Annotated in this window: 25 protein-coding genes; 18 read left to right on the forward strand and 7 right to left on the reverse strand. The window is 63.3% G+C overall.

Annotated elements, in window-relative coordinates:
• Nucleotides 1–161: 161 nt before the first annotated feature.
• The 4 genes from ACO07C_RS24470 (at nucleotide 162) to ACO07C_RS24485 (ending at nucleotide 3,513) form a co-directional block, all read left to right on the forward strand.
• The gene (locus ACO07C_RS24470) at nucleotides 162–854 is read left to right on the forward strand and encodes a YoaK family protein (RefSeq protein ID WP_421916739.1); all 693 of its coding nucleotides are present in this window, start codon (nucleotides 162–164) and stop codon (nucleotides 852–854) included.
• Entirely contained in the window at nucleotides 851–2,416 is a 1,566-nt protein-coding gene (locus ACO07C_RS24475; protein ID WP_421916740.1) for a sensor histidine kinase, read from the forward strand. Before ACO07C_RS24470 ends, ACO07C_RS24475 begins: the two co-directional genes overlap by 4 nt.
• Entirely contained in the window at nucleotides 2,416–3,039 is a 624-nt protein-coding gene (locus ACO07C_RS24480) for a response regulator transcription factor (RefSeq protein WP_421916741.1), read from the forward strand. The genes ACO07C_RS24475 and ACO07C_RS24480 overlap by 1 nt, the downstream gene beginning before the upstream one ends.
• Before the next feature lie 105 nt (nucleotides 3,040–3,144).
• Complete coding sequence (locus ACO07C_RS24485; RefSeq protein WP_421916742.1) at nucleotides 3,145–3,513, forward strand: response regulator transcription factor; 369 nt, start codon at nucleotides 3,145–3,147, stop codon at nucleotides 3,511–3,513.
• Nucleotides 3,514–3,695: 182 nt separating this feature from the next.
• Here ACO07C_RS24485 and ACO07C_RS24490 read toward each other — a convergent pair whose 3' ends face one another.
• From ACO07C_RS24490 to ACO07C_RS24505, 4 genes are all read right to left on the reverse strand, one after another.
• Nucleotides 3,696–4,880, reverse strand: coding sequence for an MFS transporter (locus tag ACO07C_RS24490; RefSeq protein ID WP_421916743.1), 1,185 nt, complete (start codon nucleotides 4,878–4,880; stop codon nucleotides 3,696–3,698).
• A 296-nt stretch (nucleotides 4,881–5,176) separates the two neighbouring features.
• A complete protein-coding gene (locus ACO07C_RS24495; RefSeq protein ID WP_421916744.1) occupies nucleotides 5,177–5,998 on the reverse strand; it encodes an alpha/beta fold hydrolase in 822 nt (273 codons plus the stop codon).
• A 912-nt stretch (nucleotides 5,999–6,910) separates the two neighbouring features.
• Complete coding sequence (locus ACO07C_RS24500; RefSeq protein ID WP_421916745.1) at nucleotides 6,911–8,962, reverse strand: elongation factor G; 2,052 nt, start codon at nucleotides 8,960–8,962, stop codon at nucleotides 6,911–6,913.
• Between the two features lie 199 nt (nucleotides 8,963–9,161).
• Entirely contained in the window at nucleotides 9,162–10,688 is a 1,527-nt protein-coding gene (locus tag ACO07C_RS24505; RefSeq protein ID WP_421916746.1) for a putative bifunctional diguanylate cyclase/phosphodiesterase, read from the reverse strand.
• A 261-nt stretch (nucleotides 10,689–10,949) separates the two neighbouring features.
• On the opposite strand from ACO07C_RS24505, the gene ACO07C_RS24510 reads away from it, so the two are divergent.
• Nucleotides 10,950–11,345, forward strand: coding sequence for a (R)-mandelonitrile lyase (locus ACO07C_RS24510; RefSeq protein ID WP_421916747.1), 396 nt, complete (start codon nucleotides 10,950–10,952; stop codon nucleotides 11,343–11,345).
• A 66-nt stretch (nucleotides 11,346–11,411) separates the two neighbouring features.
• On the forward strand, nucleotides 11,412–12,929 hold the full coding sequence (locus ACO07C_RS24515) for a DHA2 family efflux MFS transporter permease subunit (protein WP_421916749.1): 1,518 nt from the start codon (nucleotides 11,412–11,414) through the stop codon (nucleotides 12,927–12,929).
• An 80-nt stretch (nucleotides 12,930–13,009) separates the two neighbouring features.
• Here the strand turns inward: ACO07C_RS24515 and ACO07C_RS24520 are convergent, their stop codons facing one another.
• Nucleotides 13,010–14,212 carry a pyridoxal phosphate-dependent aminotransferase gene (locus ACO07C_RS24520; RefSeq protein ID WP_421916750.1) on the reverse strand — a complete coding sequence of 401 codons (1,203 nt, stop codon included), beginning with the start codon at nucleotides 14,210–14,212 and terminating at the stop codon, nucleotides 13,010–13,012.
• A gap of 250 nt (nucleotides 14,213–14,462) precedes the next feature.
• On the opposite strand from ACO07C_RS24520, the gene ACO07C_RS24525 reads away from it, so the two are divergent.
• From ACO07C_RS24525 to ACO07C_RS24535, 3 genes are all read left to right on the forward strand, one after another.
• Nucleotides 14,463–15,359 (forward strand): EAL domain-containing protein, encoded by an 897-nt coding sequence (locus ACO07C_RS24525; protein ID WP_421916751.1) that lies wholly within the window; start codon nucleotides 14,463–14,465, stop codon nucleotides 15,357–15,359.
• Nucleotides 15,356–16,231: an EAL domain-containing protein gene (locus ACO07C_RS24530; RefSeq protein ID WP_421916752.1), complete on the forward strand. Its 876-nt coding sequence runs from the start codon at nucleotides 15,356–15,358 to the stop codon at nucleotides 16,229–16,231. Before ACO07C_RS24525 ends, ACO07C_RS24530 begins: the two co-directional genes overlap by 4 nt.
• A gap of 80 nt (nucleotides 16,232–16,311) precedes the next feature.
• Nucleotides 16,312–16,920, forward strand: a complete 609-nt coding sequence (locus tag ACO07C_RS24535) for a glutathione S-transferase family protein (protein WP_421916753.1) — start codon at nucleotides 16,312–16,314, stop codon at nucleotides 16,918–16,920.
• Between the two features lie 426 nt (nucleotides 16,921–17,346).
• On the opposite strand, the gene ACO07C_RS24540 is transcribed toward ACO07C_RS24535, so the two are convergent.
• Nucleotides 17,347–17,559 carry a cold-shock protein gene (locus ACO07C_RS24540; RefSeq protein ID WP_112396569.1) on the reverse strand — a complete coding sequence of 71 codons (213 nt, stop codon included), beginning with the start codon at nucleotides 17,557–17,559 and terminating at the stop codon, nucleotides 17,347–17,349.
• 279 nt (nucleotides 17,560–17,838) lie between these two features.
• Between ACO07C_RS24540 and ACO07C_RS24545 the strand changes: the two genes are divergently transcribed.
• A complete protein-coding gene (locus ACO07C_RS24545; protein WP_421916754.1) occupies nucleotides 17,839–18,165 on the forward strand; it encodes a hypothetical protein in 327 nt (108 codons plus the stop codon).
• 93 nt (nucleotides 18,166–18,258) lie between these two features.
• Here the strand turns inward: ACO07C_RS24545 and ACO07C_RS24550 are convergent, their stop codons facing one another.
• Nucleotides 18,259–18,828, reverse strand: a complete 570-nt coding sequence (locus ACO07C_RS24550; RefSeq protein WP_421916755.1) for a methylated-DNA--[protein]-cysteine S-methyltransferase — start codon at nucleotides 18,826–18,828, stop codon at nucleotides 18,259–18,261.
• A 182-nt stretch (nucleotides 18,829–19,010) separates the two neighbouring features.
• Here ACO07C_RS24550 and ACO07C_RS24555 point away from each other — a divergent pair, with 182 nt between their 5' ends.
• The 8 genes from ACO07C_RS24555 (at nucleotide 19,011) to ACO07C_RS24590 (ending at nucleotide 25,973) form a co-directional block, all read left to right on the forward strand.
• The gene (locus ACO07C_RS24555) at nucleotides 19,011–19,973 is read left to right on the forward strand and encodes a transglycosylase SLT domain-containing protein (RefSeq protein WP_421916756.1); all 963 of its coding nucleotides are present in this window, start codon (nucleotides 19,011–19,013) and stop codon (nucleotides 19,971–19,973) included.
• Nucleotides 19,974–19,978: 5 nt separating this feature from the next.
• A complete protein-coding gene (locus ACO07C_RS24560; protein WP_421916757.1) occupies nucleotides 19,979–20,467 on the forward strand; it encodes a GNAT family N-acetyltransferase in 489 nt (162 codons plus the stop codon).
• 550 nt (nucleotides 20,468–21,017) lie between these two features.
• Nucleotides 21,018–21,431, forward strand: coding sequence for a lysozyme inhibitor LprI family protein (locus ACO07C_RS24565; RefSeq protein WP_421916758.1), 414 nt, complete (start codon nucleotides 21,018–21,020; stop codon nucleotides 21,429–21,431).
• Between the two features lie 229 nt (nucleotides 21,432–21,660).
• Nucleotides 21,661–22,083, forward strand: a complete 423-nt coding sequence (locus tag ACO07C_RS24570; protein WP_421916759.1) for a pyridoxamine 5'-phosphate oxidase family protein — start codon at nucleotides 21,661–21,663, stop codon at nucleotides 22,081–22,083.
• Nucleotides 22,084–22,187: 104 nt separating this feature from the next.
• Complete coding sequence (locus tag ACO07C_RS24575) at nucleotides 22,188–22,727, forward strand: DUF4142 domain-containing protein (RefSeq protein WP_421916760.1); 540 nt, start codon at nucleotides 22,188–22,190, stop codon at nucleotides 22,725–22,727.
• 428 nt (nucleotides 22,728–23,155) lie between these two features.
• A complete protein-coding gene (locus ACO07C_RS24580; protein ID WP_421916761.1) occupies nucleotides 23,156–23,620 on the forward strand; it encodes a cupin domain-containing protein in 465 nt (154 codons plus the stop codon).
• A gap of 102 nt (nucleotides 23,621–23,722) precedes the next feature.
• A complete protein-coding gene (locus tag ACO07C_RS24585) occupies nucleotides 23,723–24,115 on the forward strand; it encodes a Rid family hydrolase (protein WP_421916762.1) in 393 nt (130 codons plus the stop codon).
• Between the two features lie 304 nt (nucleotides 24,116–24,419).
• Nucleotides 24,420–25,973 carry an anti-phage dCTP deaminase gene (locus ACO07C_RS24590; protein WP_421916763.1) on the forward strand — a complete coding sequence of 518 codons (1,554 nt, stop codon included), beginning with the start codon at nucleotides 24,420–24,422 and terminating at the stop codon, nucleotides 25,971–25,973.
• Nucleotides 25,974–26,034: the final 61 nt, after the last annotated feature.

The raw sequence follows: 26,034 nt of genomic DNA on the forward strand, positions 1-26,034 counted from the left end.
GTCCCGGCAATATCGGATGGTCGTTTGGGTGGGCTCATACATGCGTATAGGGCGACTAGCACCGACAGGCGCGGCTATGGTCGGCACGGATGATTTCGCACGGGCCGTGGCGCCCATACGCTGTGCGTGCATGTGAACACGCCGAGTAAAGGATGCCATCCATGGACGCCCCGACACTGACACGGCCCGACAGCGCGCTTGCCAACCCCGCCTTGACGGTCAGCCTCGCCTTCGTGGCGGGGTTCGTCGATGCCTGCACGTTCCTCGCCTTCAGCGGTTTCTTCGTCGCCCAGGTGACCGGCAGTTTCGTGGTCGCCGGTTCCGAACTCGTGGCCAGCAACAGCCTGTTCGCGCTCAAGGTCGTGGCGATCCCTGTCTTCGTCCTCGCCGGCGTCGTCACGACCTGCATCGCAAGGTGCTGGGCCTGCAAGACGCGGCAGGCGCTGGTCGTGGCGCTCTGCCTCGAGGCCGTCCTGCTGAGCGGACTGACGGTCAGCGGCGTGGACGGTTCCGGCGCTCTCGCGGTCGCGCCGGCCCTGTTCGGCCTCGCGGCCATGGGCGTGCAAAGCGCCGCCGTGCATCTCCTCGTGCCCGGCCACGCCTCGACCAACGTCATGACCACCAACATCACGCAATTGTCGATCGACCTGACCGACAGCGTTCTCGGCCGCCGCCTCGCGCCCGGGCTGGTCGCGACCGCGACCGTCATCGTGGGATTCCTCGCCGGCGTCACGGCTGGCGGGCTGGCATTCAGGGCCATGGGCCTTTCGTGCCTGGCGATCGCGGTCGCCATCATCCTCGCCGTCGCCCTCGTCGAGGCCCGGCTTGTGCGAACCGGCGATAATCTGGCATGAGGACTTTCCGATACGATTTTGCCGACAGCCAGATGCCATTTGGGGGGCTCATGTCGCGGTACTCGCCGGTCGCAGCGCTTGTCCTGGCCGCCGCGATCTTCGTCTTCGACACACTGGCGCCCTACGACGTCGCGATCGCGGTCCTCTACGTCTCGGTGGTGCTGCTGTCGCTGAACTTCACGGGCAGGCGCGGCACGCTGCTGGTGGCCGCCGGCTGCATGGGGCTTACTCTCTTGAGCTTCGCCATCACTCATGGCGCCACTCCCGAATCCGCGCCCGTGGCCCGCTGTTTCGTCAGTCTCGCGGCCATCGGCATCACGACCTTGCTCGCCCTGCGCGTCGCGACCACCATCGCGGAGATCGGCAAGAGCGAGGAGCGCTATCGCACGATCTTCCTCGCCACGGGCGTTGCCATACTCGAGATGGACCTTTCGGCGCTGAAGACACGGCTCGACGCGCTTCGTGGCACCGGGGCGCGCGACATGGCGGATATCGCGCGGCGTCAGCCCGATTTCGCGCGCCAGGCACTTGGGCTGATGCGCCTGATCAATGCCAACGATACGGCCTATGCGACATTCGGCGCCTCGGATCTCGCCATCCTCAAGGCGCAGCTGCCGCTGCTCGTGCCGGCGGACATGGAGCCTTCGATCTGGCAACTGCTCGACGCCATCTGGCGCGGCCAGCCGCATTTCGAGTCCGAAAGCGTCATGGACGCGCTCGACGGACGGCGTCTCAACGTCCTCTACACGGTCGCCATGCCGGCGGACCGCAAGCGGCTCGACCTTGTGCTGGTGAGCATCATGGACGTGACCCTGCGCCGGCAGGCCGAGAACGCGCTTCACCAGGCGCAGGCGGAGCTGGCGCATGTCTCGCGCGTGGCGACGCTGGGCGAGCTGACGGTTTCGATCGCGCATGAAGTCAACCAGCCGCTGGCCGGCGTGGTGACGAATGGCGAGGCCGGGCTGCGGTGGCTGAAACGTCCGGAGCCCGACATGGGCGAGGTGACGCAGTCCATCGAACGCATGATAGCCGACGCGCGGCGCGCCAGCGAGGTGATCAAGCGCCTGCGGGCGCTGTCCAGCAAGGCCGCGCCGCAGCCGATGCCCCTCGACCTCAATGACCTGGTGCAGGATACGCTAAGCCTCGTGCAGCGCGAGATCGGCGCTCATCAGATCATGCTGCGCCTGTCACTGCCCGACGGCCTGGACAGGGTTTCGGGAGATCGCGTGCAGCTGCAGCAGGTCATCATCAACCTGGTCGTCAACGCCATCCAGGCCATGGCGGCCGGCGGCGGCGAGAAACGCGAGATCGCCATCACGTCGCGCCGTGCCGATGGCGGCATCGCGCTGGAAATCGCCGACAGCGGACCGGGCTTTTCGCCCGGTGACGCGGCCAATCTGTTCGCCGCGTTCTTCACGACCAAGCCCGAAGGGATGGGCATGGGCCTGTCCATCTGCCGCTCCATCGTGGAGGCGCATGGCGGCCGGTTGAAGGCCAGCTCGCCCTCCGGCGGCGGCGCCAGCTTCGAAATCATCCTGCCCGCTTTTGAGGAGACCGCCTGATGGGAGAGATCGCGCCGCTGGTGTTCGTGGTCGATGACGACGCCTCCTTGCGCGAGGCGCTGGGCAGCCTTTTCCGCTCGGTGGGCATGCGCGTCGAACTGTTCGGCTCGCCATCGGAGTTCCTCGCGCGCGGGCCGGTCGACCAGGCGAGCTGCCTGGTTCTCGATATCCGCCTGCCGGGAGTAAGCGGCCTGGACTTCCAGACCCAGCTGGCCAGGCTCGGCAACAACATCCCAATCGTCTTCATGACGGGCCATGGCGATGTGCCGATGTCGGTCAGGGCGATGAAGGCAGGCGCACTCGACTTCCTCATCAAGCCGTTCCGCGACCAGGACATGCTCGATGCCGTGTCCGCTGCGCTGGGCACCGATCGCGAGCGCCGCGCGGGCGAGGCGCACCTGGCCACGCTCAAGGGCCGGTATGCGACGCTGACGGCGCGCGAACGCGAGGTGATGGCGCTGGTCACCACCGGCCTCATGAACAAGCAGGTCGCGGGGAAGCTGGGTGTCAGCGAAATCACGGTGAAGATCCATCGCGGCCACGTGATGGAGAAGATGCAGGCACGCTCGCTGGCCGAGCTGGTCAAGATGGACCAGGCGCTGCTGGCGGCGACGGCGAAATAGAGACGGGCTAAACCTGTGTATGATTCCCTTTCGCCTTGGACAGGCCCATCTAGGGGAGCATGAACCGGCGCGTTCCAAACCGGCGCCGCCCCTGAAGGAAGTCCAGTGTCCCAAGGCAAATCCATAGCCATCGTCGACGACGATCCCTCGGTGCGCGTCGCAACGGAGAGCCTGGTGCGCTCGCTCGGCTTTAAGGTGGCAACCTATTCCTGCGCCGAGGACTATCTGGAAGCAGTGGGCAGCCGCCCGGCCGATTGTCTCATCACCGATGTCCAGATGGACGGCATGGGCGGCGTCGAGCTGTCGCAGGTGCTGCGCGAACGGGGCGACGACACGCCCGTCATCTTCATCACCGCGTTTCCCGACGATCGCATTCGCGACCGGGTCATGGCGGCCGGAGCTTACGGTTTTCTGGGCAAGCCATTCGAGGGCCAGGCGCTGATTGACTGCATCGAGCGCGCGCTGGAGGCGTGACGCGGCTTGCCGGACGACCCGGGCGCGCCGATGCCGGACGCCGGTTGCATGATGGACATATGGCGGCGACCAGCCAGGCGCCGCGTCGCCTTCCAGCACGGTAATCCGGTGTGGATGTGCAACTCGACGCCCGGCAAGGCTCGATACGGTCGATCGGATTACGCTGCGTCGCGTCCAATGACCTATCGGCGCCAGGCGATCAGTTGCAGGGCCGCCGCCGTCGCCGCCAGGATACATCCGAACGCCGTGACCGCCAGCCAGCCGCCCGAAGTCCACGCAAGCGTGGCGCCGGCCGAGCCGGCGGCTCCGCCCAGGAACATCGAGCCGATGAGCAGCGTGTTCAGGCGCGACCTGGCCGAGGGCTGCAGGCTGAAGGCGATGTGCTGGTTGCACACCAGCGCGCACTGGACACCGAAATCGAGCAGGATGACGCCGACGCCAAGGCCGACCAGCGAGACCCAGAAGCCGAAAACGACCCAGGAGACGAGCACGATGATGGCGGCCGTGAGCACGACGGGTCGCGGCCCGATCCTGTCGACCAGGCGCCCGGCGAGCGGCGCGGCCAGCACGCCGACGACGCCAAGGATGCCGTAAAGACCGGCGACATCCGCACCGAGTCCAAATCTCGGCTCTTCCAGCAGGAAGGCGAGGATGGTCCAGAAGGCGGTGAAGGCCGCGAACAGCAGCGCCTGCGTGGCCGCGGCCAGCCGCAAGGCGCCGTATTCGCGCCACAGATGGATGATCGACGCCATGAGCTGGCCGTAGCGCAGTGTGGTTTCCGGCTGGCTGCGCGGCAGCCGCAGCGCCATGAACGTGCCGGCGGCCAATGCCAGCGGCACGGCCAGCCAGAACATCGTGCGCCAGCCCGAATGGGTCGCGACAAGGCCCGCCAGGGTGCGGCTGAGCAGGATTCCTGTCAGGATTCCGGCAAGGACGACCCCGACGGTGGCGCCGCGCTTGCTGGGCGCGGCCAAATGCGCGGCGAAGGGCACGATCTGTTGCGCGACGGTTGCCCAGATGCCCACGAGATACGATGCCAGCAGCAAAAGCGCCGGGCCGGGTGCCGCGGCCGCGAATGCAAGGGCGGCCGCCAGCAGGACGAATTGCAGGATGATGAGCCGCCGCCGCTCGACGAGATCGCCAAGCGGCACCAGAACGAAGAGGCCCGTGGCATAGCCAAGCTGTGTGGCTGTCGGCACCAGCGCTGTCAGTCTGCCCGGCAGGTCGTGCTCGATGATGCCGAGCATGGGCTGGTTGTAGTAGATGTTGGCGGCGGCAATGCCCGCCGCGACCGCCATGGCAAGCGTCGTCGCAAGCCCTCCCTGCGCGCTCGTTTCGCCATCAATGCCGGAAGTGGCGGTGCTCATGATCGATGTCCTTGCGTGTCGATGGCAATTGCTGGTGGCTGGTTCTTGGCGGCGTGTCGCGCCTCTGGACACCCCCCATCGCCGAACCGGTCTCGATTCGGCGATGGCGGGTGCGGGGGGAATGAGCTTGCCACCAACCGCATTGTCGGCGTCATGCCAAGGGCTCCCATGCCTCACTATGGCGTGAACCCCTGGCGCTCGGCCCGGCTGGCGCGGGTCGCATCGAAAAGATCATGCGACCCGCGGTCGATGGTGCCGTCATCCAGGACGTTCGGCGCGTTGCCGGGTGCGACGCATCAAGCCGTGATGAAGGCAAGCACGTCGGCATTGAACGTGTCGGCCTCCGTCTCGGCAAGGCCATGCGGCGCTCCGGGATAGACCTTGAGCGTGGCGTCCTTGACGATGCGCGCCGTCTTCAGCCCGGCGGCGGCGATCGGAACGATCTGGTCGCCGTCCCCATGGATCACAAGCGTCGGCTTGTCGATCTTGCGCAGGTCGTCGGTATAGTCGACTTCCGAGAATTCCCGGATGCAGTCATATTCGGCCTTTATGCCGCCCATCATGCCCAGCAGCCAGAAGTTCTCGCGCAGGCCCTCGTTGACCTTGGCGCCGGGCTTGTTGAAACCATAGAAGGGCATCGACAGATCCTTGAAGAATTGCGAACGGTCGCCCGCGGTGCCCTTGCGGATGCCGTCGAAGACGTCGAGGGGCGTGCCTTCGGGGTTCGCGTCGGTCTTGAGCATCAGCGGCGGCACGGCTCCGACCAGCACCATCCTGGCGACCCTGTCCGTGCCGTGGCGGCCGACATAGTGGGCGATCTCGCCGCCGCCCGTGGAATGGCCGACCATGATCATGTCGCGCAGGTCGAGCGCCTCGATCAGTTCGGCCAGGTCGTCGGCATACTGATCCATGTTGTTGCCGTTCCAGGGCTGGTCCGACTTGCCGTGACCGCGCCTGTCATGGGCGATCACACGATAGCCCCGCGATGCGAAGAACAGCATCTGGGGAGCCCATGCATCGCCGGCCAGGGGCCAGCCGTGAGAAAACAGGATGGGCTGTCCGGTGCCCCAATCCTTATAGGCGATGTTGGTGCCGTCCTTGACCTGGAAAGTGCTCATGTCCGTACTCCTTCGTGATCCCAATGAACCGGCCGTCTCGCGGCTGGATGACGATCGCAGGATCGAATTTTCCGTGAGCATGAACCATTCTACGTGAGGTTCCCGGGATCATACTTGCGTATGGGACGAGGCTGCGGAACGGATGCGTCGGTGGCCGTGCACTTTCCGTGCGCCGGCGGTGGTCGAAAAGTGCCTCGCCAGCGGCAGGCCCGCACTTGCCGCAAAAGTAAACGCTTGCTGCCCGTTTCAACGTCACCGCGCATTTTCGGCGTTTTGCCACGGAATGCGGTTCCCAGCAGCGATTATCCAGGAATATCAGGGCGGGAAGCGCCTTGTTGGGCCGATTCTGCTGGTCCTATCGGGCCAGCGGATGGGTTAGACCACAGCCTACGTCTTTTTGCATGCGTGTGTTGCAAAATAGATGCTTGTTTCTTGGGCATGTTGAGCACATATATAGATCATCTCCTGGGCGCGTTCTCCTCCCATTAGCGCCCTCGAGTGTTCCCCTCTGGAGGTTAGCCTTAATCGGCACTTCCAATCAAACTCAGCCGGATCTTCATTGATCCGGCTTTTTTGTTATCTGGGACCTGCCACGCCCCATGAAAACCCACGCACTGCTGCCGCGTAACAGTGACATGTAACATCGGGTAACATGCCGCGGATCAGTCGAGCCTGCTAAGCAGACCATAGGACGCGGTTTTGGTTCGTTCGGGGGATGGGGGCATCACTCGAGCGGTCCGGGCTCAGGCAGCTACCGCGTCCGAACCAATTCTGCCGGCCATGGGGCATCGGCTACAAACATGCGGCGGACCTACCGTTTCACCTCCCAGGAGAACGGTCCGCAAATAGAGCGGCGTCCGGAACATCCGGGCGCCGTTTTTCATGTCTGCAAATGTTGCCGCCGGCAAGGTGTCAGGCGGCCTTGCCGTTGGCGTTCATCGCCTCGTCGGCCAGGCGCCCGGTAAGCTCGGCCATATGGTCGAAGGTGGCGCGGTAGCTGGCGACACCGGCAGTCGCCGAGCGCAGTTCGATGATCAGGTCGCCGATCTCCGCCTGGGGCATGGTCGCCTCTACGACATCCCATCCCGGCCAGTTGGGCCGTGCATCATAGCCGAGGATCTGGCCGCGCCGCTGCGGGATCAGCGCGATGATCTTCGACGTTGCATCCGACGGCGTGACGATCTCGACCTTCATCACCGGTTCCAGAAGCACCGGCGAGCAGGCCGCCATGCCTTCCTTCATCGCCAGCTTGGCCGCCATCTGGAAGGCCATGTCGGAGGAATCGACGACATGGTAGGAGCCGTCCGACAGATTGACGGCGACATCGACGACGGGAAAGCCCAGCGGGCCCGACCTCAGATAGTCGCGCACGCCGGTCTCCACCGACTGGATGTAGGTCTTCGGCACCACGCCGCCGGTTATGGTGTCGGTGAACTGGAAGCCGGAGCCGCGCGGCAACGGCTTGATCTCGATCACCACGTCGCCGAACTGGCCGTGGCCGCCCGACTGCTTCTTGTGGCGGCCGCGCTGCTGGACCGATTTGCGGATCGTTTCGCGGTAGGGCACGGCGGGCGCATGGCCTTCGACCGGGATCTGGTTCTTGCCTTCCAGCCGTTCGCGCACGACGCGCAGGTGCATCTCGCCATGGCCCGACAGCACCGTCTCGGCCGAGTCCTGGTTGTGGCGCAGGCTGAGCGAGGGATCTTCCTCTGCAAGGCGCTGGATGGCCGCCGACATCTTGACCTCGTCCTTGCGTTCCTTTGGCCGGAGCGCGAAGGCGAAGACCGACTGGGGCGGCGTCAGCGCGACCAGCGGCTTGATGCCTCCCTTGGCCGAGCTCAGCGTCTGCCCGGTCGTGACGCCGTCCAGCTTGCCGAGCGCCACGGTGTCGCCGGCCTTGGCGATGTTGACCTTCACCTGGTCCTTGCCGAGCATCCTGTAGATGCCGGATACCTTCGCCGTCTCGCCATTGGACAGATAGAGTTCGGAGGCATCGCCGATCTGGCCGCAGAGGACGCGCGAGACCGACAGCTTGCCGCCATGCGGCGTGTGGATGGTTTTCATCACCTGGACGACGGTCGCGTTGCCCTCCGCGAGGCCAAGCCGCTTGCGAGTCGCCTCGATGTCCGGCGCGTCATGGCGGATCGCCTTCAGGAGGCGCAGCACGCCGTTGCCTTTCTCGGCGGTGCCGATGAGCACCGGCGTCACGGCGCCGTCGCGCAGGTCGGCGGCGAGGTCGTCGAAGATGGCGTCCTTCGGCGGTTCGATCTCCTCAAGCAGTTGTTCCATCAGCTGGTCGTCGTGGTCGGCCAGCGTCTCCAGCATGGAGAAGCGTGCTTCCAGTTCGCGCGCCTTGTCGTCGCCGGGGATTTCGGCGACCTCGCTCTCGGCATATTCGCGGTAGATGTAGGCGCGCTCCAGCGCCAGATCGATCGAGCCGATGACGACGTCATCCTTGCGCAGTGGAATCTGGCGCAACAACAGCGCCACCGAGCTCGCCGGCTGCAGCATCTTCAGCGTGTCGCGCACGCCGGCGACCGACTTGTCGACCTTGTTGAGGAACAGGATGCGCGGCACCCCGAGATCGTCGAGCTTGCGCATGATCAGCTGCAGGGCGGGAATCTTCTTCTCGTCGGCTTCCGCCACGACCACGGCGAGGTCGCAAGCTGCCAGCACCGGCTCGGCTTCGAAGGAGAATTCGATGGAGCCGGGACAATCGACGAAGGTGAGTTGCTCGCCCATGAAATCGGTTGTGGCGATTGTCGCCTCGACGCTCATGGCGTGGGCGCGGGCCTCGGGCGAATGATCGGAAACGGTGTTTCCCGATGAAACGGGATTTTGTCGAGGGATGGCGCCCGTGCGGGCCAATATGGCTTCGAGAAGTGTCGTCTTACCGCTTGCAAAGGGACCGACTATGGCAATGCATTTCGGTCCCGTGCGTCGTCCTCCGGCGCGAGTACCCATGACTGACCTCCACTCAGGCGTTTCCCGTAGGACCGGCTGGCATTCATGGTCAGGCGAGGTCAGTCGGTCCTGAGCGGCGGCCGGCCTGTTCGACCGTCGCGGGCGGGGTTCTTTTGGATGGCCACCTGCCCATGAGCATCGTCCCACTTGTTTGCCGGCAGGGCAAGAAAAATAGGAGGCAAGCGCCTTGCCGGCCGTCTCAGGCGATCAGGGCCAGCGGCGGTACATTGTCGGGAATGGGGGCTATCTTGTCGCGGGGCACCGGACGGCCGAAGAAATAGCCCTGGAAGCGGTTGCAGCCGGCCGCCTTGGCGAGCGCGAACTCTTCCTGCGTCTCGACGCCCTCGGCGACGATGGTGACGTCCTGGATGCGCGCGATCTGCGCGAGCGCCGAGACGAAGATCTGCGCGACCTGGTCGTAGGCAAGGCTGCGGATGTAGGAACGGTCGATCTTGATGCTGTCGATGGGCAGGGTCTTCAGATAGTTGAAGCCGCAATGGCCGGTGCCAAAATCGTCGAGCGCTATGTGGAAGCCGAGGCCGCGCAGCGCTTCGAGGCGCCGCAGGATTTCGGGCGTGGCGGCGGTCGCCACCGTCTCGGTGATCTCGATGACGAACTGCGCGGCCGAGCAGCCGGTTTCCTTCAGCACGCGGTCGCACATCGTCACGATCTCGTCGCGCTTCAGCTGTTCGCCGGAAACGTTGATGGAGATGCGGCGGCCCTGGAAGTGGCCGATATCGGCGCAGGCACGCCTGAACACCCATTCTCCGAGCATGTCGATCAGAGTCGAGCGTTCGGCGATCGAAATGAACTCCGCCGGCGAAATCAGGCCGCGCACGGGATGGCGCCAGCGTATCAGCCCTTCCAGCGCGTAGGGAGAGCCATCGGGATTGACGATGGGCTGATAGTGCAACTCGAGCTCGCCAAGATAGATGGCCGCGCGCAATTCGCGCTCGACCAGGCGACGATAGCGCTTGTCGGAAAGCATTTCCTCGTCGAACACGGTAACGCGGCCGCGCCCCGCAGCCTTGCTCTCGTAGAGCGCCAGGTCGGCAAGCAGCATGAGCTCCGTCGGATTCGACGCATGCGATGGCGCCAGCGCCACGCCAACGGAGATGGAGAGCGGGATGATCTTGCCCTCATGCGGTTTGCCGGCCCGCATGGCGTCGAGCAGGCGGCGTACATCCTTGTTGATCGTGGTGAGGTCGCTGTGGGCGACGATGACGCCGAACTCGTCGCCGCCAAGGCGTCCGACCATACCGCCGGCAAAGATGCGCTCGGCGGTCCTGACCAGATGCGCCAGGGTGAGGTCGCCGAACTGATGGCCAAACGTGTCGTTGAGCTGCTTGAAATGATCGAGATCGATCAGCAGCAGGGTCGCCTCGCGCCTGTCGCGCATGGTGCCAAGGCTGTCGCGCAGCGCTTCGAGGAAGTAACGGCGGGTCATCGCCCCCGTCATGGCGTCCTTGGTCAGGAAATGGTGTTTTTCCGCCTCCGCGGCCGCCGCCGACTGCAAGCGATGGACGACGCTGCTGCGCATGTACATCAGCGCCAGCAAAGCGAGCGCCGTGGCGGTGATCGATATGCTGAAGGCGACGCCTGAAGGCAGGTCCTGCGAGACATCGAAGGCGCCAAGCGCTGCCGCGCCGATGCTCAGCACCAAAAGGGACTGGATGCCGCGATAGACCCTGCCGCTATGGTCCCTGATCGTCGCCAGTATGCTCATCTGGTTGCCCCCTGCAGCCGCTGCCAAAGGGCTAGAGGGCAGCCGTTAAGAAGCCATTGAAACCGCGGCGGCCAGCCGTCAATTCGGGTGCCCGCGCTGGCGATCGAGCGTTCATGGTTAAGAAGCTTGGTGCAGATGCCGGTCGGGCGGGGGCCAGGGCCCGAGCACTGTTGCGCGCCGCCCGATATGAGAGGAAAATGCCGGCCAATGAGGCGTCTTGGCGAGTGTCGCCGTTCGCCCGCAAATCGAGGATCACCGGTCATGAAAATCATTGCCTGCGGCAGCGTGCCGACCATCATCGCGCCGGAAAAGTACTTCACCGGCCGGGTGCTGCAGACGCCGGTCATCGAGAAGCAGGCGCCGGCACGACTCAGGGCCACGCTGGTCAGTTTCGAGCCCGGCGCGCGCACCCACTGGCACACGCATCCGCTCGGCCAGACGCTCTATGTCACGTCAGGCGCCGGTCGGGCGCAGACATGGGGCGGGCCGATCCAGGAGATCAGGGCCGGCGACGTCATCTCGTTCGAGCCAGGCGAAAAACACTGGCATGGCGCCGGCCCGACCTCGGCGATGACGCATATCGCCATGCAGGAAGCGCTCGATGGCGTCCACGCCGACTGGCTGGAGAAGGTGAGCGACGAGCAGTATGGCGGCTGAGACGGGCGCGACGAGCCAGGCGACCTGCTCCAGCATTTCCAGATCAACGATATTCGTGGAGCCGCCATGTCGGGCCGCCGTTTCTATCTCGTTGCCGCCGTCTATCTCGGCACGTTCGTGGCGCTGCTCGACGTCAGCATCGTCAATGTCGCGCTGCCGACGATCCAGAAGGCGCTGAACACCGATTTCGGTGGCCTGCAATGGGTTGCCGATTCCTACACGCTGTGCCTGTCGGCATTCATGCTGTCGGCGGGCTTGATCGGCGACCGCTATGGGCGCAAGCGCTCCTGGCTGGCCGGCGTCGGCATCTTCGTGGCCGGTTCCGCCATCTGCGCCTTCGCGCCAAACCTCTCGGTGCTGCTGGCCGGCCGGGTTGTGCAGGGCGTCGCGGGGGCACTGCTTATTCCCGGTGCGCTATCGATCCTGACGCAGGCATTTCCGGATGTCCGTGAACGGGCCGGCGTCATTGGCGGCTGGTCGTCCTTCGCGGCCGTCTCGCTGCTGGTCGGCCCGATCCTCGGCGGCGTCCTGGTCGAAGCCGCCGGATGGCAGAGCATATTCCTGATCAACCTGCCGGTCGGCCTGTTCACGATCGTGCTCGGCGCCCTCTCGATCAAGGAGACGGCGCATCCCGAGCATGCCCATCTCGACCTCGTCGGCCTGGCGCTCAGCATCGTCTGGCTGGGGGCGCTGACCTTCGGCCTGATATCGGCCGGCGAGAACGGATGGGGCGACCAGAAGACGGTCATCGCGCTTGCCGTCGCCGTCGTCGGCCTGGTGCTCTTTCTCGGCTTCGAGGCGCGCACGCCGCGCCCGATGCTGCCGCTCGGCCTGTTCGGCGACATTCGCTTCGCCGTCGCCAATGTCGCGTCCTTCGCCATGGGCCTGACCTCCTACACCAGCGTCTTCCTTTACTCGATGTTCCTGCAGCAGGCGCAGGGCTGGTCGCCGACGCAGACCGGCCTGCGCATGGCGCCCATCTTCCTTGTGCAGATGCTGGTCTCGCCGGTGATCGGCAGGCTCAGCCACCGCCATGGGCATTCCGTGCTGATGACCTCGGGCTATTTCCTGATCGGCGTTTCGATGCTGGGCATGTGCTGGGCCGGACCCGCGACGCCCTATGCGATGATCGCCCTCCTGTTCGCGGTCGGCGGCCTCGGCAACGCGCTGTCGATCCCGACCAGCAATGCCGCCGCGATGTCCTACGCGCCGCGTGAGCGCTCGGGCATGGTGTCGGCGGTCATCAACGCCACCCGCCAGACCGGCCTTGCCATCGGCATCGCGCTGCTTGGCGCCCTGATGAGCATGCGGGCGACAAGCCTGCTGACGGAAAATCTCGCGACTGCCGGCGTCGGCAATGCCGAAGCGGCGGCGCGGGCCGCCGTTTCGCGGCACGATTTCGCAACCGATGCGGCAATGGGCGAGAGCGGCCTGCGCGGCCTGTTCGAGACTGCCTATGCCGGAGGCTTCCACGCAGCGATGCTGACGGCGGCAATCGTTTCATTCCTGACCGCAGCGCTGCTGCTGGTCGTGCTGGCGCCGGCCGAGGCGCGCAATTCGCGCGAAGTGGCCCAGGAGAAGTGATGCTGCGGGCGAGACCTTCGCGCCCGCAATGAAAAACCCGGCATTGCGCCGGGTTTTTCATTTTCGCGGTGCGTTTCCGGTCAGGTCAGCGACGCCGTAAAGCGCTGGATGCGCGTGCAGGCTTCCTCCAGCAGCGCCTCCGAGGTGGCGTAGGAGATGCGGAAATTGGGGCCAAGGCCGAAGGCCGAGCCGAACACCACCGCCACGCCCTCCGCTTCGAGCAGTTCCGAGCAGAAGGTCTCGTCGGTGTCGATCACCTTGCCGGCCTTCGTCTTCTTGCCGATCAGCTGTGCGCAGGACGGGTAGACATAGAAGGCGCCTTCCGGCGACGGGCAGGTAATGCCGCGCGCCTGGTTGAGCATCGAGACGACGAGGTCGCGCCTGCCTTGAAAGATCGCCTTGTTCTTGGCGATGAAGTCCTGCGGGCCGTTCAGCGCCTCGACCGAGGCCCATTGCGCGATGGTGCAGGCACCGGAGGTCTGCTGGCCCTGGATCATGTCCATCGCCTTGATCAGCGCGACGGGACCGGCGGCGTAGCCGATGCGCCAGCCGGTCATGGCATAGGCTTTCGACACGCCGTTCATGGTCAGCGTGCGCTCGTAGAGTTTAGGCTCGACCTCGGCGATGGTCTTGAAGACGAAGTCGCCATAGGTCAGGTGCTCGTACATGTCGTCGGTCAGCGTCCAGACATGCGGATGCTGCAGGAGCACATCGGCCAGCGCGCGCAATTCCGCCTCTGTATAGGCGGCGCCCGACGGGTTGGACGGCGAGTTCATCAGCAGCCATTTGGTCTTCGGCGTGATCGCCTTTTCCAGGACTTCCGCCGTCAGCTTGAAACCGTTGTCGATGGACGTTTCGGCGAAGACCGATGTGCCGCCGCAGATCGCCACCATCTCGGGGTAGCTGACCCAGTAGGGGCGGGGGATGATGACCTCGTCGCCGGGGTTCAGCGTCGCCATGAAGGCGTTGAACAGGATCTGCTTGCCGCCGGTGCCGACAATGGTCTGCTCCGGTCTGTAGTCGAGATTGTTCTCGCGCTTGAACTTCCTGGCGATCGCCTCGCGCAGCGGCACGATGCCTGACACCGGCGGATATTTCGTCTCGCCGCGGCGGATGGCTTCGATCGCCGCATTCTTGATGTTGTCGGGCGTGTCGAAATCCGGCTCGCCGGCGCCGAGGCCGATGATGTCACGGCCGGCGTTTTTCAGCTCGCGCGCTTTCTGCGTCACCGCGATGGTCGCGGACGGCTTTACGCGGGAAAGGGCATCGGCAAGAAAGGCCATGACGAATTATCTCCAAAGAGGGTTCTCGCGGCCAAGCACGGCCGCGGCGCTTCTCATGTCGCATGATCCCGCCGAGCGCAAGCATTGTCGGCTGAGCCAGCGCTCAATGAGCCGTGATTGAGGGACCTATGATCATCGGAAGCGCGATCAGGGACCTGTGATCGGCAAGAGTAAACTCATTAACGAGCGGTAGAGGCTTGCGTGGCAGGATCACATTCCAATTCCGCCGGCATTGCGGAGCGAGGAACCCTTGTCGCGAAGCATCGGGCTTGCCCACATCATTCGTCAGAAGGACGGCACCTCTACCGGTGTCTGGGGGCTCTACACTCTGCAAAGCGCCTTCCAGCCGATCTTCGCCTTCAAGGAGGGCAAGCTTTCCCTTGCCGCGTTCGAAGGGTTGATCCGGCCGTTCCGTGACGGCGAGCCGCAGTCGCCGATGAGCTTCTTCTCCACCTGCCCGGCCGCCGATCGCCTGCATATCGAGGCGCTGACCCGGACGCTGCACCTTCTGAACGCCGGCTCGTGCCTGCCGCGGGAAGCATCGATCTTCGTCAATTTCGATCCCTCGGTGTTCACCGAACGCACGATCGCCGACAATGCCCTGCGGGAGATGCGCCTTGTGCTGCACGAAGCCGGCATCGATCCGCGCCGCGTGGTCTGCGAGGTGACCGAGCAGAGATCGGCGTCGCAGGAAACCCTGTTCAGTTTCGTCGCGGCCCTCAGGGGCAACGGCTTTCGCATCGCGGTCGACGACTACGGCGCCGATGATTCCGACATCAATCGCATCAAGGATTTGAAGCCGGACATCGTCAAGTTCGATGCCCAGTGGATCACGCAACTGATGGAATCCGGGGCCGGTTTCGCGCTGCTGACGGCCATGGTCAAAAGCTTCGAGGACCAGGGCATCCGCACCGTCTTCGAAGGCATCGAGGAAAGCTGGCAGCTCGAACTGGCCGAGAAGTCGGGCGCCTCGATGGTGCAGGGTTTCGTGCTGGCGCGGCCGGAGCTCGCGCCAACCCGTTTCCACGTCTTCAACTCGGCCGAGCCCGCGCCGGCGGCGCCGTCCGACAAGACCGGCAGGGAGCCTTTGGTCCCGCCAACCCCGGCGCGGCGCGCGAAGGCCTTTGGGCGAAGGATCGTGCGATGATTTCCGGGTTCGACAGGCGACGCAATGTGGCCGATGAGATCTTTGCCGACGAGGTCGGCATCGCATACGGGATCTACGGAGAGTTCCGGCTGCGAAGCCTCTACCAGCCAATCTTCGCGCCGCGTGGAGCGGCCCTGGCGGCCGTCGCTGTCGAGGCCCTGGTCGAGCCGCATCTGGCTGGGCGGCCGAGTTCGGCGCAGGCCTTTTTCGACCAGATTCCGGCGGGGGACCGCCTGTTTGTCGAGGCCATGTGCAGGGCCCTTCACCTGCGAAATTACAGCAACATCGGCGTCGAAGGGCTCGACCTGTTCTTCAACTTCAACCCTTTGATCAACGACCATCCCGGGCGGGCCCTGGCCGAGATCAGGCTGATGGGCAGGCACCTTGCCGATTTCGGGCTGAGCGCCGGCATGCTGGTCTGCGAGGTCACCGAACAGGCCGCCGATGACGCACTGCTTCTGAAGCTGGTGCATGAGATGCGGCGCGACGGCATCCGCATCGCGATCGACGACTTCGGTGCCGGGCATTCGACCGAGGAGCGGGTGAGTCTGCTCAGTCCCGACATCGTCAAGATCGACGGTGCCTGGTTTTCCGAACTCTGCCGCCATGCGGCGGCCGAAAAATTCTTCCGGCCGCTGGTTTCCACGCTGCATGACCGTGGCGCCAAGGTTCTGGTCGAGGGGATCGAGCATCCGGCGCATCTGCGCGTCGCGCTGGAGGGTGGCGTCGACCTGCTGCAGGGGTTCCATCTTGCCCGGCCGAAACTGGCTGGAACGATTTTCAACGAGAATCCGCTGGCCATCGAGGCGCTGCTCGAGCCTGTGGGCCTCGAACCCGCGGGCAAGGTGATCCAGTTGCATCAGCGCCGCTGATCTACCGGCCAAAACAAATCACTGGATGAGACGGCGGCCCCTGCCATAATCGCGCGGTGCGTGATGCCCTGGGAGCGACGATGATACTCTACAGCATGATCGACAGCGGCAATTGCTACAAGCCGCGCCTGCTGATGGCCAAGCTCGGCCTGAGCTTCACCACGATCGAGGTCAGTTCGCACACTGGCGAGACGCGCAAGGCCGACTTCGTCGCCAAGAACCCGAACGCCATGGTGCCGTTGCTCGAACTCGATGACGGCCGGCGCCTGGCCGAATCGAACGCCATCCTGCTTTATCTCGCCGAGGGCACGCGTTTCCTGCCGGCGGACAGATATGAGCGCGGGCTGGCCTATCAATGGCTGTTCTTCGAACAATACAGCCATGAACCCTATATTGCCGTGCGCAAGGCGCTGCTGACCTTTCCCGAGCGGGCCGGGGACGCGACGCCGGAGCGGCTGGCGGTGACGCTGGAGCGCGGCAACAAGGCGCTTGGCGTGATGAACAAATATCTGGAAAACAATGCCTTTTTCGCCGGCGATGCCTTCAGCGTCGCCGACATCGCGCTCTACGCTTATACGCACACGGCGGAGCAGGGCGGCTTCCAGCTCAATGCCTATCCGGCGGTCGCGGCGTGGCTGAAGAGGGTGGAAGCGGACACGGGGCACGTGGCGATGGAGTGGGTGGGGTAGGCAGCGTAGGCTATTGGCGAAAGCGGCAAAGCTGCGTCCTTCTCCCCGTTCTACGGGGAGAAGATGGCGGCAGCCAGATGAGGGGCGGCGCCAGCCTTTCTCAATGACTCAAAAATGGGGATTTATACAGCGTTGGCGCTGCCCCTCATCGCCCTGCCGGGCACTTCTCCCCGTATAGTGACGGGGAGAAGGACGCAGCTTCACCGGGTTCGCCAATCGCCTGAACCCCAGACAAACAAAAAGGCGGGATAAATCCCGCCTTCCATGCTTGGTAGCCTGATGGGAGCTTCCAGTCCGGGCTGGCAGCTATCCGCTGATCCAGCTTGTCGGTTCTTTCCGCTCCGGCGCGCTTCTCACGCGACCGTCAGTACATCCGTGACTTGCCGCGCGCCCCGGACCTTCGCCCGGCGCGCGCCATTCGCAAAATCAGGCCGCCTTGCTCAGAGAACCAGCGGACGACTTGCCAGTGCGGCGGTCCTGCTCGATCTCGAAGTTGATCTTCTGGCCTTCGACCAGGGTCGACAGACCAGCGCGCTCAACAGCGGAGATGTGAACGAAAACGTCCGCGCCGCCATTGTCGGGCTGGATGAAGCCGAAGCCCTTGGTGGAGTTAAACCACTTGACCGTTCCAGTTGCCATAAAAATAGTCCTTGCATTTGCTTTGGTTTGACCAGACCACAGTCCAGCCGGTGTGCATCGAGATTTTGGAGATAGACGTCAGCAAACGCGAAGATCGCGAGGCCCGGATCGATCGGCCGAAATATCAATGGGGCTGATATAGTCTGCTTTTGCACCGAAAACAAGATGGCGCGAAAAAAGGCGATGCGATCGGCCTGCCCAATGGCCGCCCCAATCGCATGAAACCGTTGCGGCGGACCGCCCCGCCATCAAGCGCCGGGGTAGGTTCCGGAGAGGGTTATGAAGGCTGTTTTCATTGCCGCCTGCCTGACACTGGTGGCCGCACAGGCGCAGGCGATCTCGCGCTACGATCCGACTCATATGAGCTGCAACAGGATCCAGTCGACGATTGCGCGGGAAGGCGCGGTCATCCTGCGCTACCAGTCGTCGCGCGTGCCGGGGCTGCCGCTCTATGACCGCTATGTGCAAAGCGACCGGTTCTGCAATATGGGCGAGGTCCGCACGCGCGCTTCGGTGCCCAGCGCGGACACGAGCTTCTGCGCGGTCTACATCTGCAAGCGGCCGGAGATGGATCGGCGTTTCCACCGGCGGTTCTTCCACAATTAGGCGTGTCGATGTTCAGGTGATGCCGGTCTGCAAAAGGCGGTTCCCTGACCTGAAACCCGGACCACAAGGTTGGCCCGTTCCGGGTTCCATGGCCTAGAACCCGAACGACACCTGCGCAGGCGGTGGCGGGCCGACGCGCACGCCTTCCATGGCCAGCATCTTTTCCTTGGTGACCGAGCCGCCCGGCGCCGAGAAGCCGCCGATCTTGCCGCCCGCGGCGAGGATGCGGTGGCAGGGGATGACCAGCGGCACCGGGTTGGCGCCGAGGGCGGCGCCGGTTTCTCGGGCAAGCCCGGCATGGCCGGCGCGCCTGGCCAGTTCGCCATAGGTGGTGGTTTCGCCGAAACCGAGCTTTCGCGCCTCGTCGTAGATGGCGAGGCGGAAATCATCGATGCCGGCCAGATCGACCGGCACGCCGGAGAAATCGACATCCTCGCCGGCGGCATAGGCCTTGATCGCGGCGATCAGCTCGACGACCCATTCCGGCTGCCCAGTCGAGGGCGAGACACCGCCATGGCGGAGCAGCCGGCGCTCGACCTGATCACGTGTGCGCTCGGGCAGGCAGAGGCGGATGAGGCCCTTTTGGCTCCACGCAATGCCCATGAAACCGATCACTGTTTCTAACACTGCGTGGCCGGCTGTGATCGCGGACGTGTTTTCCATTGACGTGCTCCTCTCCGCAAAACGGCGAAAAACGGCAGTTGCTACGAGTACAGACAGGGAACAATATCGCACTTTGCCCTGAGTCTCGCCACCCGAAAACCATCAACTGGCCCCGATTGCCCGACGAGAATCGCTGGTGTAAGGGGTTTCTTAACATCCGACGAACCGGACCCGAACGCGGCTTGCCAGCAAAACTCAACCTTATCGCGATCGGCGTGATCCTTGCCGCGGCAAGCGTCAGCGGCTGCACCTCGACGTCGCAGATGAAGACGGCGCCCGCCCTCACCGAGACGGCAACCGCCGCCGGCGCCGATGCGGGCTTCACCATACCCCTGCCGGAAACGGTTTCGGTGGTGCCGGAATCATCCGGCATCGCACCGGTCCAGACGGCGGAACTGGCGCCAGGCCAGGCCGCGCCGCCGGCCGAACCGGTTGCCGCCTTTGCCGGCCCAACTCCGTTGGCGGCGCCGGCCGCCGCGGCCATGATCACAGCCAACGCCGCGCCCGCCAACGCAGCGCCCGCTCCCGTCAGGGTCGTCGCCACGGCCGCCTCGGCCTATTCCATCGCCGGCCTGGTGACGCCTGCCTCGATCAAACAGGTCGCGGCCAAGCCAGTCCTCGCTCCGGTTGCCGGGGGCACCGTCGTCCAGGGCGCCATGATGCCCGGCGTCCTGCAGGCCGCCTATGTGGTGCCGCAGAACCCCGCGGCGCTGATCCAGACCCCGGTGGCGCCGGAAGAACAGCGTTCGACGGGCACGCGCGGCGATATCGAGCGGCTCATCGCCAAATACGCCGCCCTCTACGAGGTGCCGATCGACCTGGTGCGCCATGTCGTCAACCGCGAGAGCACGTTCAATCCCAAGGCCTACAACAACGGCCATTGGGGGCTGATGCAGATCAAGCACGCGACGGCGCGCGGCATGGGCTATGACGGTCCGCCCAAGGGCCTGTTCGACGCCGAGACCAATCTGAAATACGCGGTCAAATATCTGCGCGGCGCCTGGCTGGTGGCCGGCGGCAACGCCAAGCGCGCCGACCTGCTCTACCAGACCGGCTACTATTACGAAGCCAAGCACAAGGGCCTGCTCGAGGCGACTGGCCTTGGCCGCGACAGCCTGCGCCGCCGGCTCCAGCCGGATGCCTAGGCTTGATGCCTGAACCGCGCCCGCCGGCTCCAGACGACATCCGGCTGCGCAAGATCCTCGACGATACGCTGATCGCGCCGCGCTGGCCCGACGGCTTCCTCATGCGGACTTTCGAGCACACCGACGCGCAGGCCTTGCACGCGCTGCTCACCGAAGTGTTCGAGGAGGGCAAGGATGCGCCGTTCGACGCATGGTGGCCAGGCCTGTCCGGCGACGCCGAATTCGACCCCGAACTGTGCTTTCTCGTCATCGACGGCAAGGGCCTGCTGGCGGGGGCCGCGCTGTGCTGGACCTCGGCCTTCGTGAAAGACCTTGTCGTTCACCCGGAGGCGCGGGGGCGGGGTATTGGCGAAGCGCTGATGCGGCAGGCCTTCGCCGCCTTTGCCGCGCGCGGCGCCGGTCATGTCGATCTCAAGACCAACACGCTGGACAATGCCGCCGCCGTGCGTCTCTACGAGCGGCTGGGCATGAAGCCCGTCGCCTGGGAGGGCTGACGCCCGTCGCCCGGAAGCACCAAGGTTTGGAGCCAACCCGCGTCGCTCTTCGGATCCGGCCCGACGGGAAGCGCATGGGCTTTGTGAACCGCTTCACATAGGCCGCCCCGGGCACATGCTAACCCTACGTCACCACGACATTCAGCCGGTCGGGGATCGTCGACCGGCTGGGCACAGGAGGAGGCTGCACCGGCATGTGCCACCCCTCCAACGGTGGGTCCCGGGGCGCGGGTTTCCGGGACCCTCCTGCTCGCCATCTATCCATGCGTTGCTGGATATCCGGGCGTTGCCGATCTTCTTCTTGAGGTCGAGCGCCCAGGCGCTGCCTTGGCCATCCAGAGCACGGAACTGGAGAATGAGGGCTGGGAGCGCGAAACCAGCGTCGGCGAGCCGGCGGAGCCGGGTTTCACCGATCCGCCGTCAAGGCACTCCGGCGCGGCACGAAAGAAACTGTCCACCAAGGCCGCAGGCCGCATCTTGCCGCCATTGTCCCGATGGGTAATCTCCGGTGTCCGACCACTTGCGGTTGAACCAAATCCGGAGAAACACGATGCGGCCCTTGCAGACCGGCCTTGCGGCACTGATCCTCGCCACTCCACTGCTGTCGGGCGTGGCGCGGGCCGACGATTGCGCCAATGCGCAGGACCAGGCGACCATGAACGCATGCGCAGGCAAGGATTTCGACAAGGCCGACAAGGCGTTGAATGACGTCTACAGGCAGATCAATGCCCGTCTCAAGGACGATGCCGCGACGAAGAAGCTGCTGGTCGATGCGCAGAAATCCTGGATCGCCTTTCGCGATTCGGAATGCACCTTCCAGTCATCGGCCAGCGTCGGGGGGAGCATCTATCCGTTGCTGGTCGCCAATTGTAGGACAGGCCTGACCAACGACCGCGTCAAGCAGCTTAAAGCCTATCTAAGCTGCCAGGAAGGCGACATGAGCTGCCCGGTCCCGGCGCGGTGATTTCATCCGCGCTTTTGCGGGGAGGGCAGGCCTCATCGCCCGCCGCCTTGAGCGAAAATGTCGGCACCGGCCGCCTGGAACGGGCAGCAGAAGTATGGCGAGGGGTGCTGCGATTGAATTGAACGGGCTCCCCTTCTCCCAAAAGTGGAGAAGGGAGTGGGAAGTGCGCGTAGAAACCAAAGCCGATGTCGGACGTTGCCCAAGCCAACCCCATGCGCAGGAGCACGCCATGACCGAGAGAAGCCTTTCGCAAATCGCCGAGAAAATGCGCGACATCGACGTCGCCATGCTGTCCACCCATACGCAGGGCGGCGCCATCGCCGGACGGCCGATGAGCAACAACCGCGATGTCGATTATGACGGCGATTCCTACTACTTCACCTGGGAAAAGTCGCAGGTGGTGGAGGATATCGAGCGGGATGCCAATGTGTCGCTGTCCTTCAAGGGCGACGACGGTTTCTGGGTCGCGGTCGAGGGCAAGGCCGAGGTCATCCGCGACAAGGCGGCGTTCGAGGAGCACTGGAACGAGGACATCGACGAGTGGTTCGAGCAGGGCACCGACACGCCGGGCCTGGCCATGATCCGCGTCAAGGCCGACCGCGCCCATTACTGGGACGGCAAGGACGAGGGCGAAGTGACGTTGGCCGCCTGACAAGCGCTGCCCTCGCATGCTCGACGCCCGCGAGGCGAGAAAGGGCGCAACCTCGACGCCCGTGCCGCGTTGGCCCTTCAAGGACACCAACACGGAGAGTTTCGATGAGATCCTATCTTGCCATCGCCACGCTGGCGCTGCTGGCCGGTTCGCCCTCCATGGCGCAGTCGGCCAGCGGCGCGCCGCCTGTTTCGGAAAACAAGGTCGACACCGACACATTCAACAGGGCGCTGGTCAGCGCCAACCGCTTCGAGATCGACAGCAGCAAGCTGGCGCAGGACAAGGGCGTGGCCGCCGACGTGAAGGATTTCGCCTCGCTGATGGTCAAGGACCACACCCGGATCGCGGCGGATTTCAAGATGGCACTGGAGAAGAGCCAGACCACGGCATCGACGACGCCCGACGGGCCGACGCTGCTGCCGAATGACCAGGCGATGCTGGACCAGCTCAAGGCGCTCGACGGCGAGGCCTTCCAGGCGAAGTACATCACCTTGCAGACGCAGGCGCACAAGCAGGCGGTGGCGATGTTTTCCACCTACGCTCAGTCCGGCGACGACCCGGCGCTGAAGGAGTTCGCCAAGAAGACGCTGGACACGCTGAAGATGCATGAGATGCACCTGAAGGATGTCGCGGCGGTGCATTAGGGGAGCGCTGGTTGACCGGTCAGCCGGACTATCCCTCTGACCATTGGAGCCGCCATTTCTCCTGACCGGTGGAGCCACTCTCATCTCGTCATCCACGGGCGGAGCAAGGAGCGCAGCGACGCGGCGCAGACCCGAGGATCCATGCCGTGACTCTGGAGAGCCGCAACGGTCCAGAATTCTGCACCGGTTCGGGAGCAGAGTAACGGTTCAGAACTATGCAACGTTGTCACCTCCGATTGAGGTCACGGCATGGATCCTAGGGTCTCCGCGACGCCGCTTCGCGGCTGCTTCGCCCTAGGATGACGAAGGTGGGGCTGACCGCTTCGGCTCACCTCCGGCTCTTGGCAACAGCTTGGCAAACCCACTACCGCCAAGCTGGCCCTGCGTCCGCCTTGCCCTACTTCCATGACCAACCCATGGAGCCCCCGATGCCCAAGATCGACCTGTCCGCCGTGCCCATCCGCCAAGGCTCCGGCTATCCCGCGCCTTTCGACCAGCCCTGCGCCAGCCGCACCCGTCGCCGCCTGGGCGATGCCGGCGGCCTCACCGATTTCGGCGTCAACCTGATGACCCTGCCGCCCGGCGGATGGTCCAGCCAGCGCCACTGGCACAGCCATGAGGACGAGCTCGTCTATGTGCTGGAAGGCGAGCTGACGCTGGTCGAGGATAACGGCGAGACGCTGCTGAAGGCCGGCGACTGCGCCACCTTCGCCAAAAACAGCGGCAACGGCCATCACATGATCAACCGGTCTTCCGCGACGGCTGTTTATCTGGAGGTCGGCTCGCGCAACCCGGACGATGTCATCACATGCTCCGATATCGACATGATGAGCCCGAGCCGGGACGGGCGGTTCCTGCACAAGGATGGCACGCCTTATCCGGGGCAGGGGTGAAGCAAGGCGCTGGCCTTCCTTCTCTCGCAAGGGGAGAAGGAGGAGGCGCTGGCGTTCGGCGGATCGCAGGATAAGCTCCGCGCAAACCCAGGGAGCATCACCATGAAAAAAGAAATTATCGAAGTGCCGGTCATGTCGGCCAAGGTGCGGGCGCTCGGCCTGCCGTGCTCGACGGCGGTGAAAGCCAACGGCTTCGTGTTCATCTCGGCGACGCCGCCGGTGGACATGGTGACCGGCGAGATGGTGCGCGGCGACATCGAGGTTCAGACCGAGGCGTCGCTGAAGGCGCTGAAACATTGCCTGGAAGCGGCCGGCACCTCGCTGGAAAACGTGGTGATGGTGCGCATCTACGCCGTCAATTCCGGCTTCTACAACGCCATCAACCGGGTCTATGCGCGGTACTTTTCGATCAGCCCGCCGGCGCGGAGTTTCGTGCCGGTGGCGTCTTGGCCGATGGAGTTTGATATCGAGATTGAGTGCGTGGCGGTGGCGTGAGGATAGGATGAAGGCGTCCTATCCAAGTAGCACCTATCTTACTATTTTTTGTCGGTTCCCGAAGACGCCTTCAGAGATGCCGACCTTACGCTAAACGGGCCACGCAACTCCTGCGGGCGTGCGCTTAGGGATTTAGCTACCTGACTCAAATTTCTGCGTAGCTGGCTGGAGTGCTGTTTAACATTTGTGTTTGTCACAGGTTCCCCTCGCAGATTTTGAGCCATCAGTTGATTCCTCCATGATTCCTATTAATGAATCTTTTCGTTTCAACGGACAAGTTAAATGTCCGGTTCCACGGGAACTCATGACATTGAATGACAACGCATCGAACGAGTCGACAGATTGGCCCGAACTCATTTTTGGGTTGGTGGGTCCAATCGGCGTCAACATGCGCATCGTAGAACAAAAATTGCGTGAGGCGCTTGTCTCAGTTGGTTACAATCCACAGTCAATTCGCTTGACCGATCTGATGTCCCGAATTGCGGTCGAAGATATCGAAATTGACGACGGGTCGAATCCGGTCGCGAAATATGAATCGAAGATCCGATATGCAAACGCAGTTCGGAAAAAATGTGAAAATGACGCCGCTCTTGCCGCGTTGGCGATTGATGAGATTCGAAATCGTCGTGAAGCCTATTGGAAGCAAGCGGATCCTTCCCCTGATTCCGAAAAGCGTCCCATAGAGCGTGCAGCTTATATCCTTCGGCAATTAAAACGAGCCGAAGAAATTCTGCTGCTTAGAAAAGTTTATGGACGGAAATTCATACAAATCTCCGTTCATTTAAGCGAGAAGGATCGAAAGAAAAATCTTGAACGTGACATCGCCCTTAACAATGCGAATTTAACACCGAAGCAATGTACCGAGTATGCAGAAAGCCTCGTCGAGACCGATATGAGTGAGCGTTCAGACATTCATGGTCAGCGCATTGAAGAGGTTTTTCACATGGGAGATGCGTTTATAAGTGGTCGCAACGAGGATAGCATATCGCGGACGACTGACCGCTTTATAGCCGCGTTTTTTGGGAAAAATTCCATAAGCCCGACAAAGGATGAGTATGGCGCCTACATGGCAGCATCAGCCTCACTCCGATCTATCGACCTTTCTCGGCAAATTGGAGCGGCCATATTTTCAACGCGAGGCGAGGTGATATCGCTAGGTTGCAACGAAGTTCCAAAATTTGGTGGCGGCACCTATTGGACCGAAGACGACGATCCTCATCGAGATTTTGATGACGGGATCGATGCGAATCGCACCGAGAAGAATCGCATAATTTTTGACTTTCTTCGCACTCTGGAAGGAGCTCAAGTTTTGAAGGATGGAGCATCCGCCGCAACTATTTACTCTGATGAAAACGTTCGCAAGCGTATCAAGGATGCTGCAATTTCCGACATAACGGAATTTGGCAGGATGACCCATGCTGAAATGACGGCGCTATGCGATGCCGCTCGTTTGGGCAGAGCTACCGCCGGAGCCACAATATTCGTGACCACGTTTCCATGTCACAACTGCGCTAAACATATAATCGCGTCAGGAATCAAGAGGGTCGTTTTTATTGAACCTTATCCAAAGAGCAAGGCTCTATCATTGCATGAAGATTCTGTCTCGTTGGACGATGGTCAAGAGAAGAGAGTTATATTTGAGCACTTCGTTGGAATATCTCCGAGAAGGTACCGGGATATATTCGAGAAAAACTCTCGACGAGGCGGTGGTGGCCAATTGGCAGAATGGTACGAGGACACTGCAAAGCCAAGACTTGAAGACAAGGGTCCATCTTATATTTGGAATGAGGAATCTGGAATTTTCTCGACGCTCGAAAAAGTGGTTCAGGAACTTGGTATTGAATTAGAAAATCAGTGAGCGTCCATAGCTGCCGTGATCGGCACTTTTGGATGAAACGAAGCGAAATCGTGCTGTTTGA

The sequence above is a fragment of the Mesorhizobium sp. genome (genome assembly GCF_965229135.1).
Taxonomy (GTDB): domain Bacteria; phylum Pseudomonadota; class Alphaproteobacteria; order Rhizobiales; family Rhizobiaceae; genus Mesorhizobium.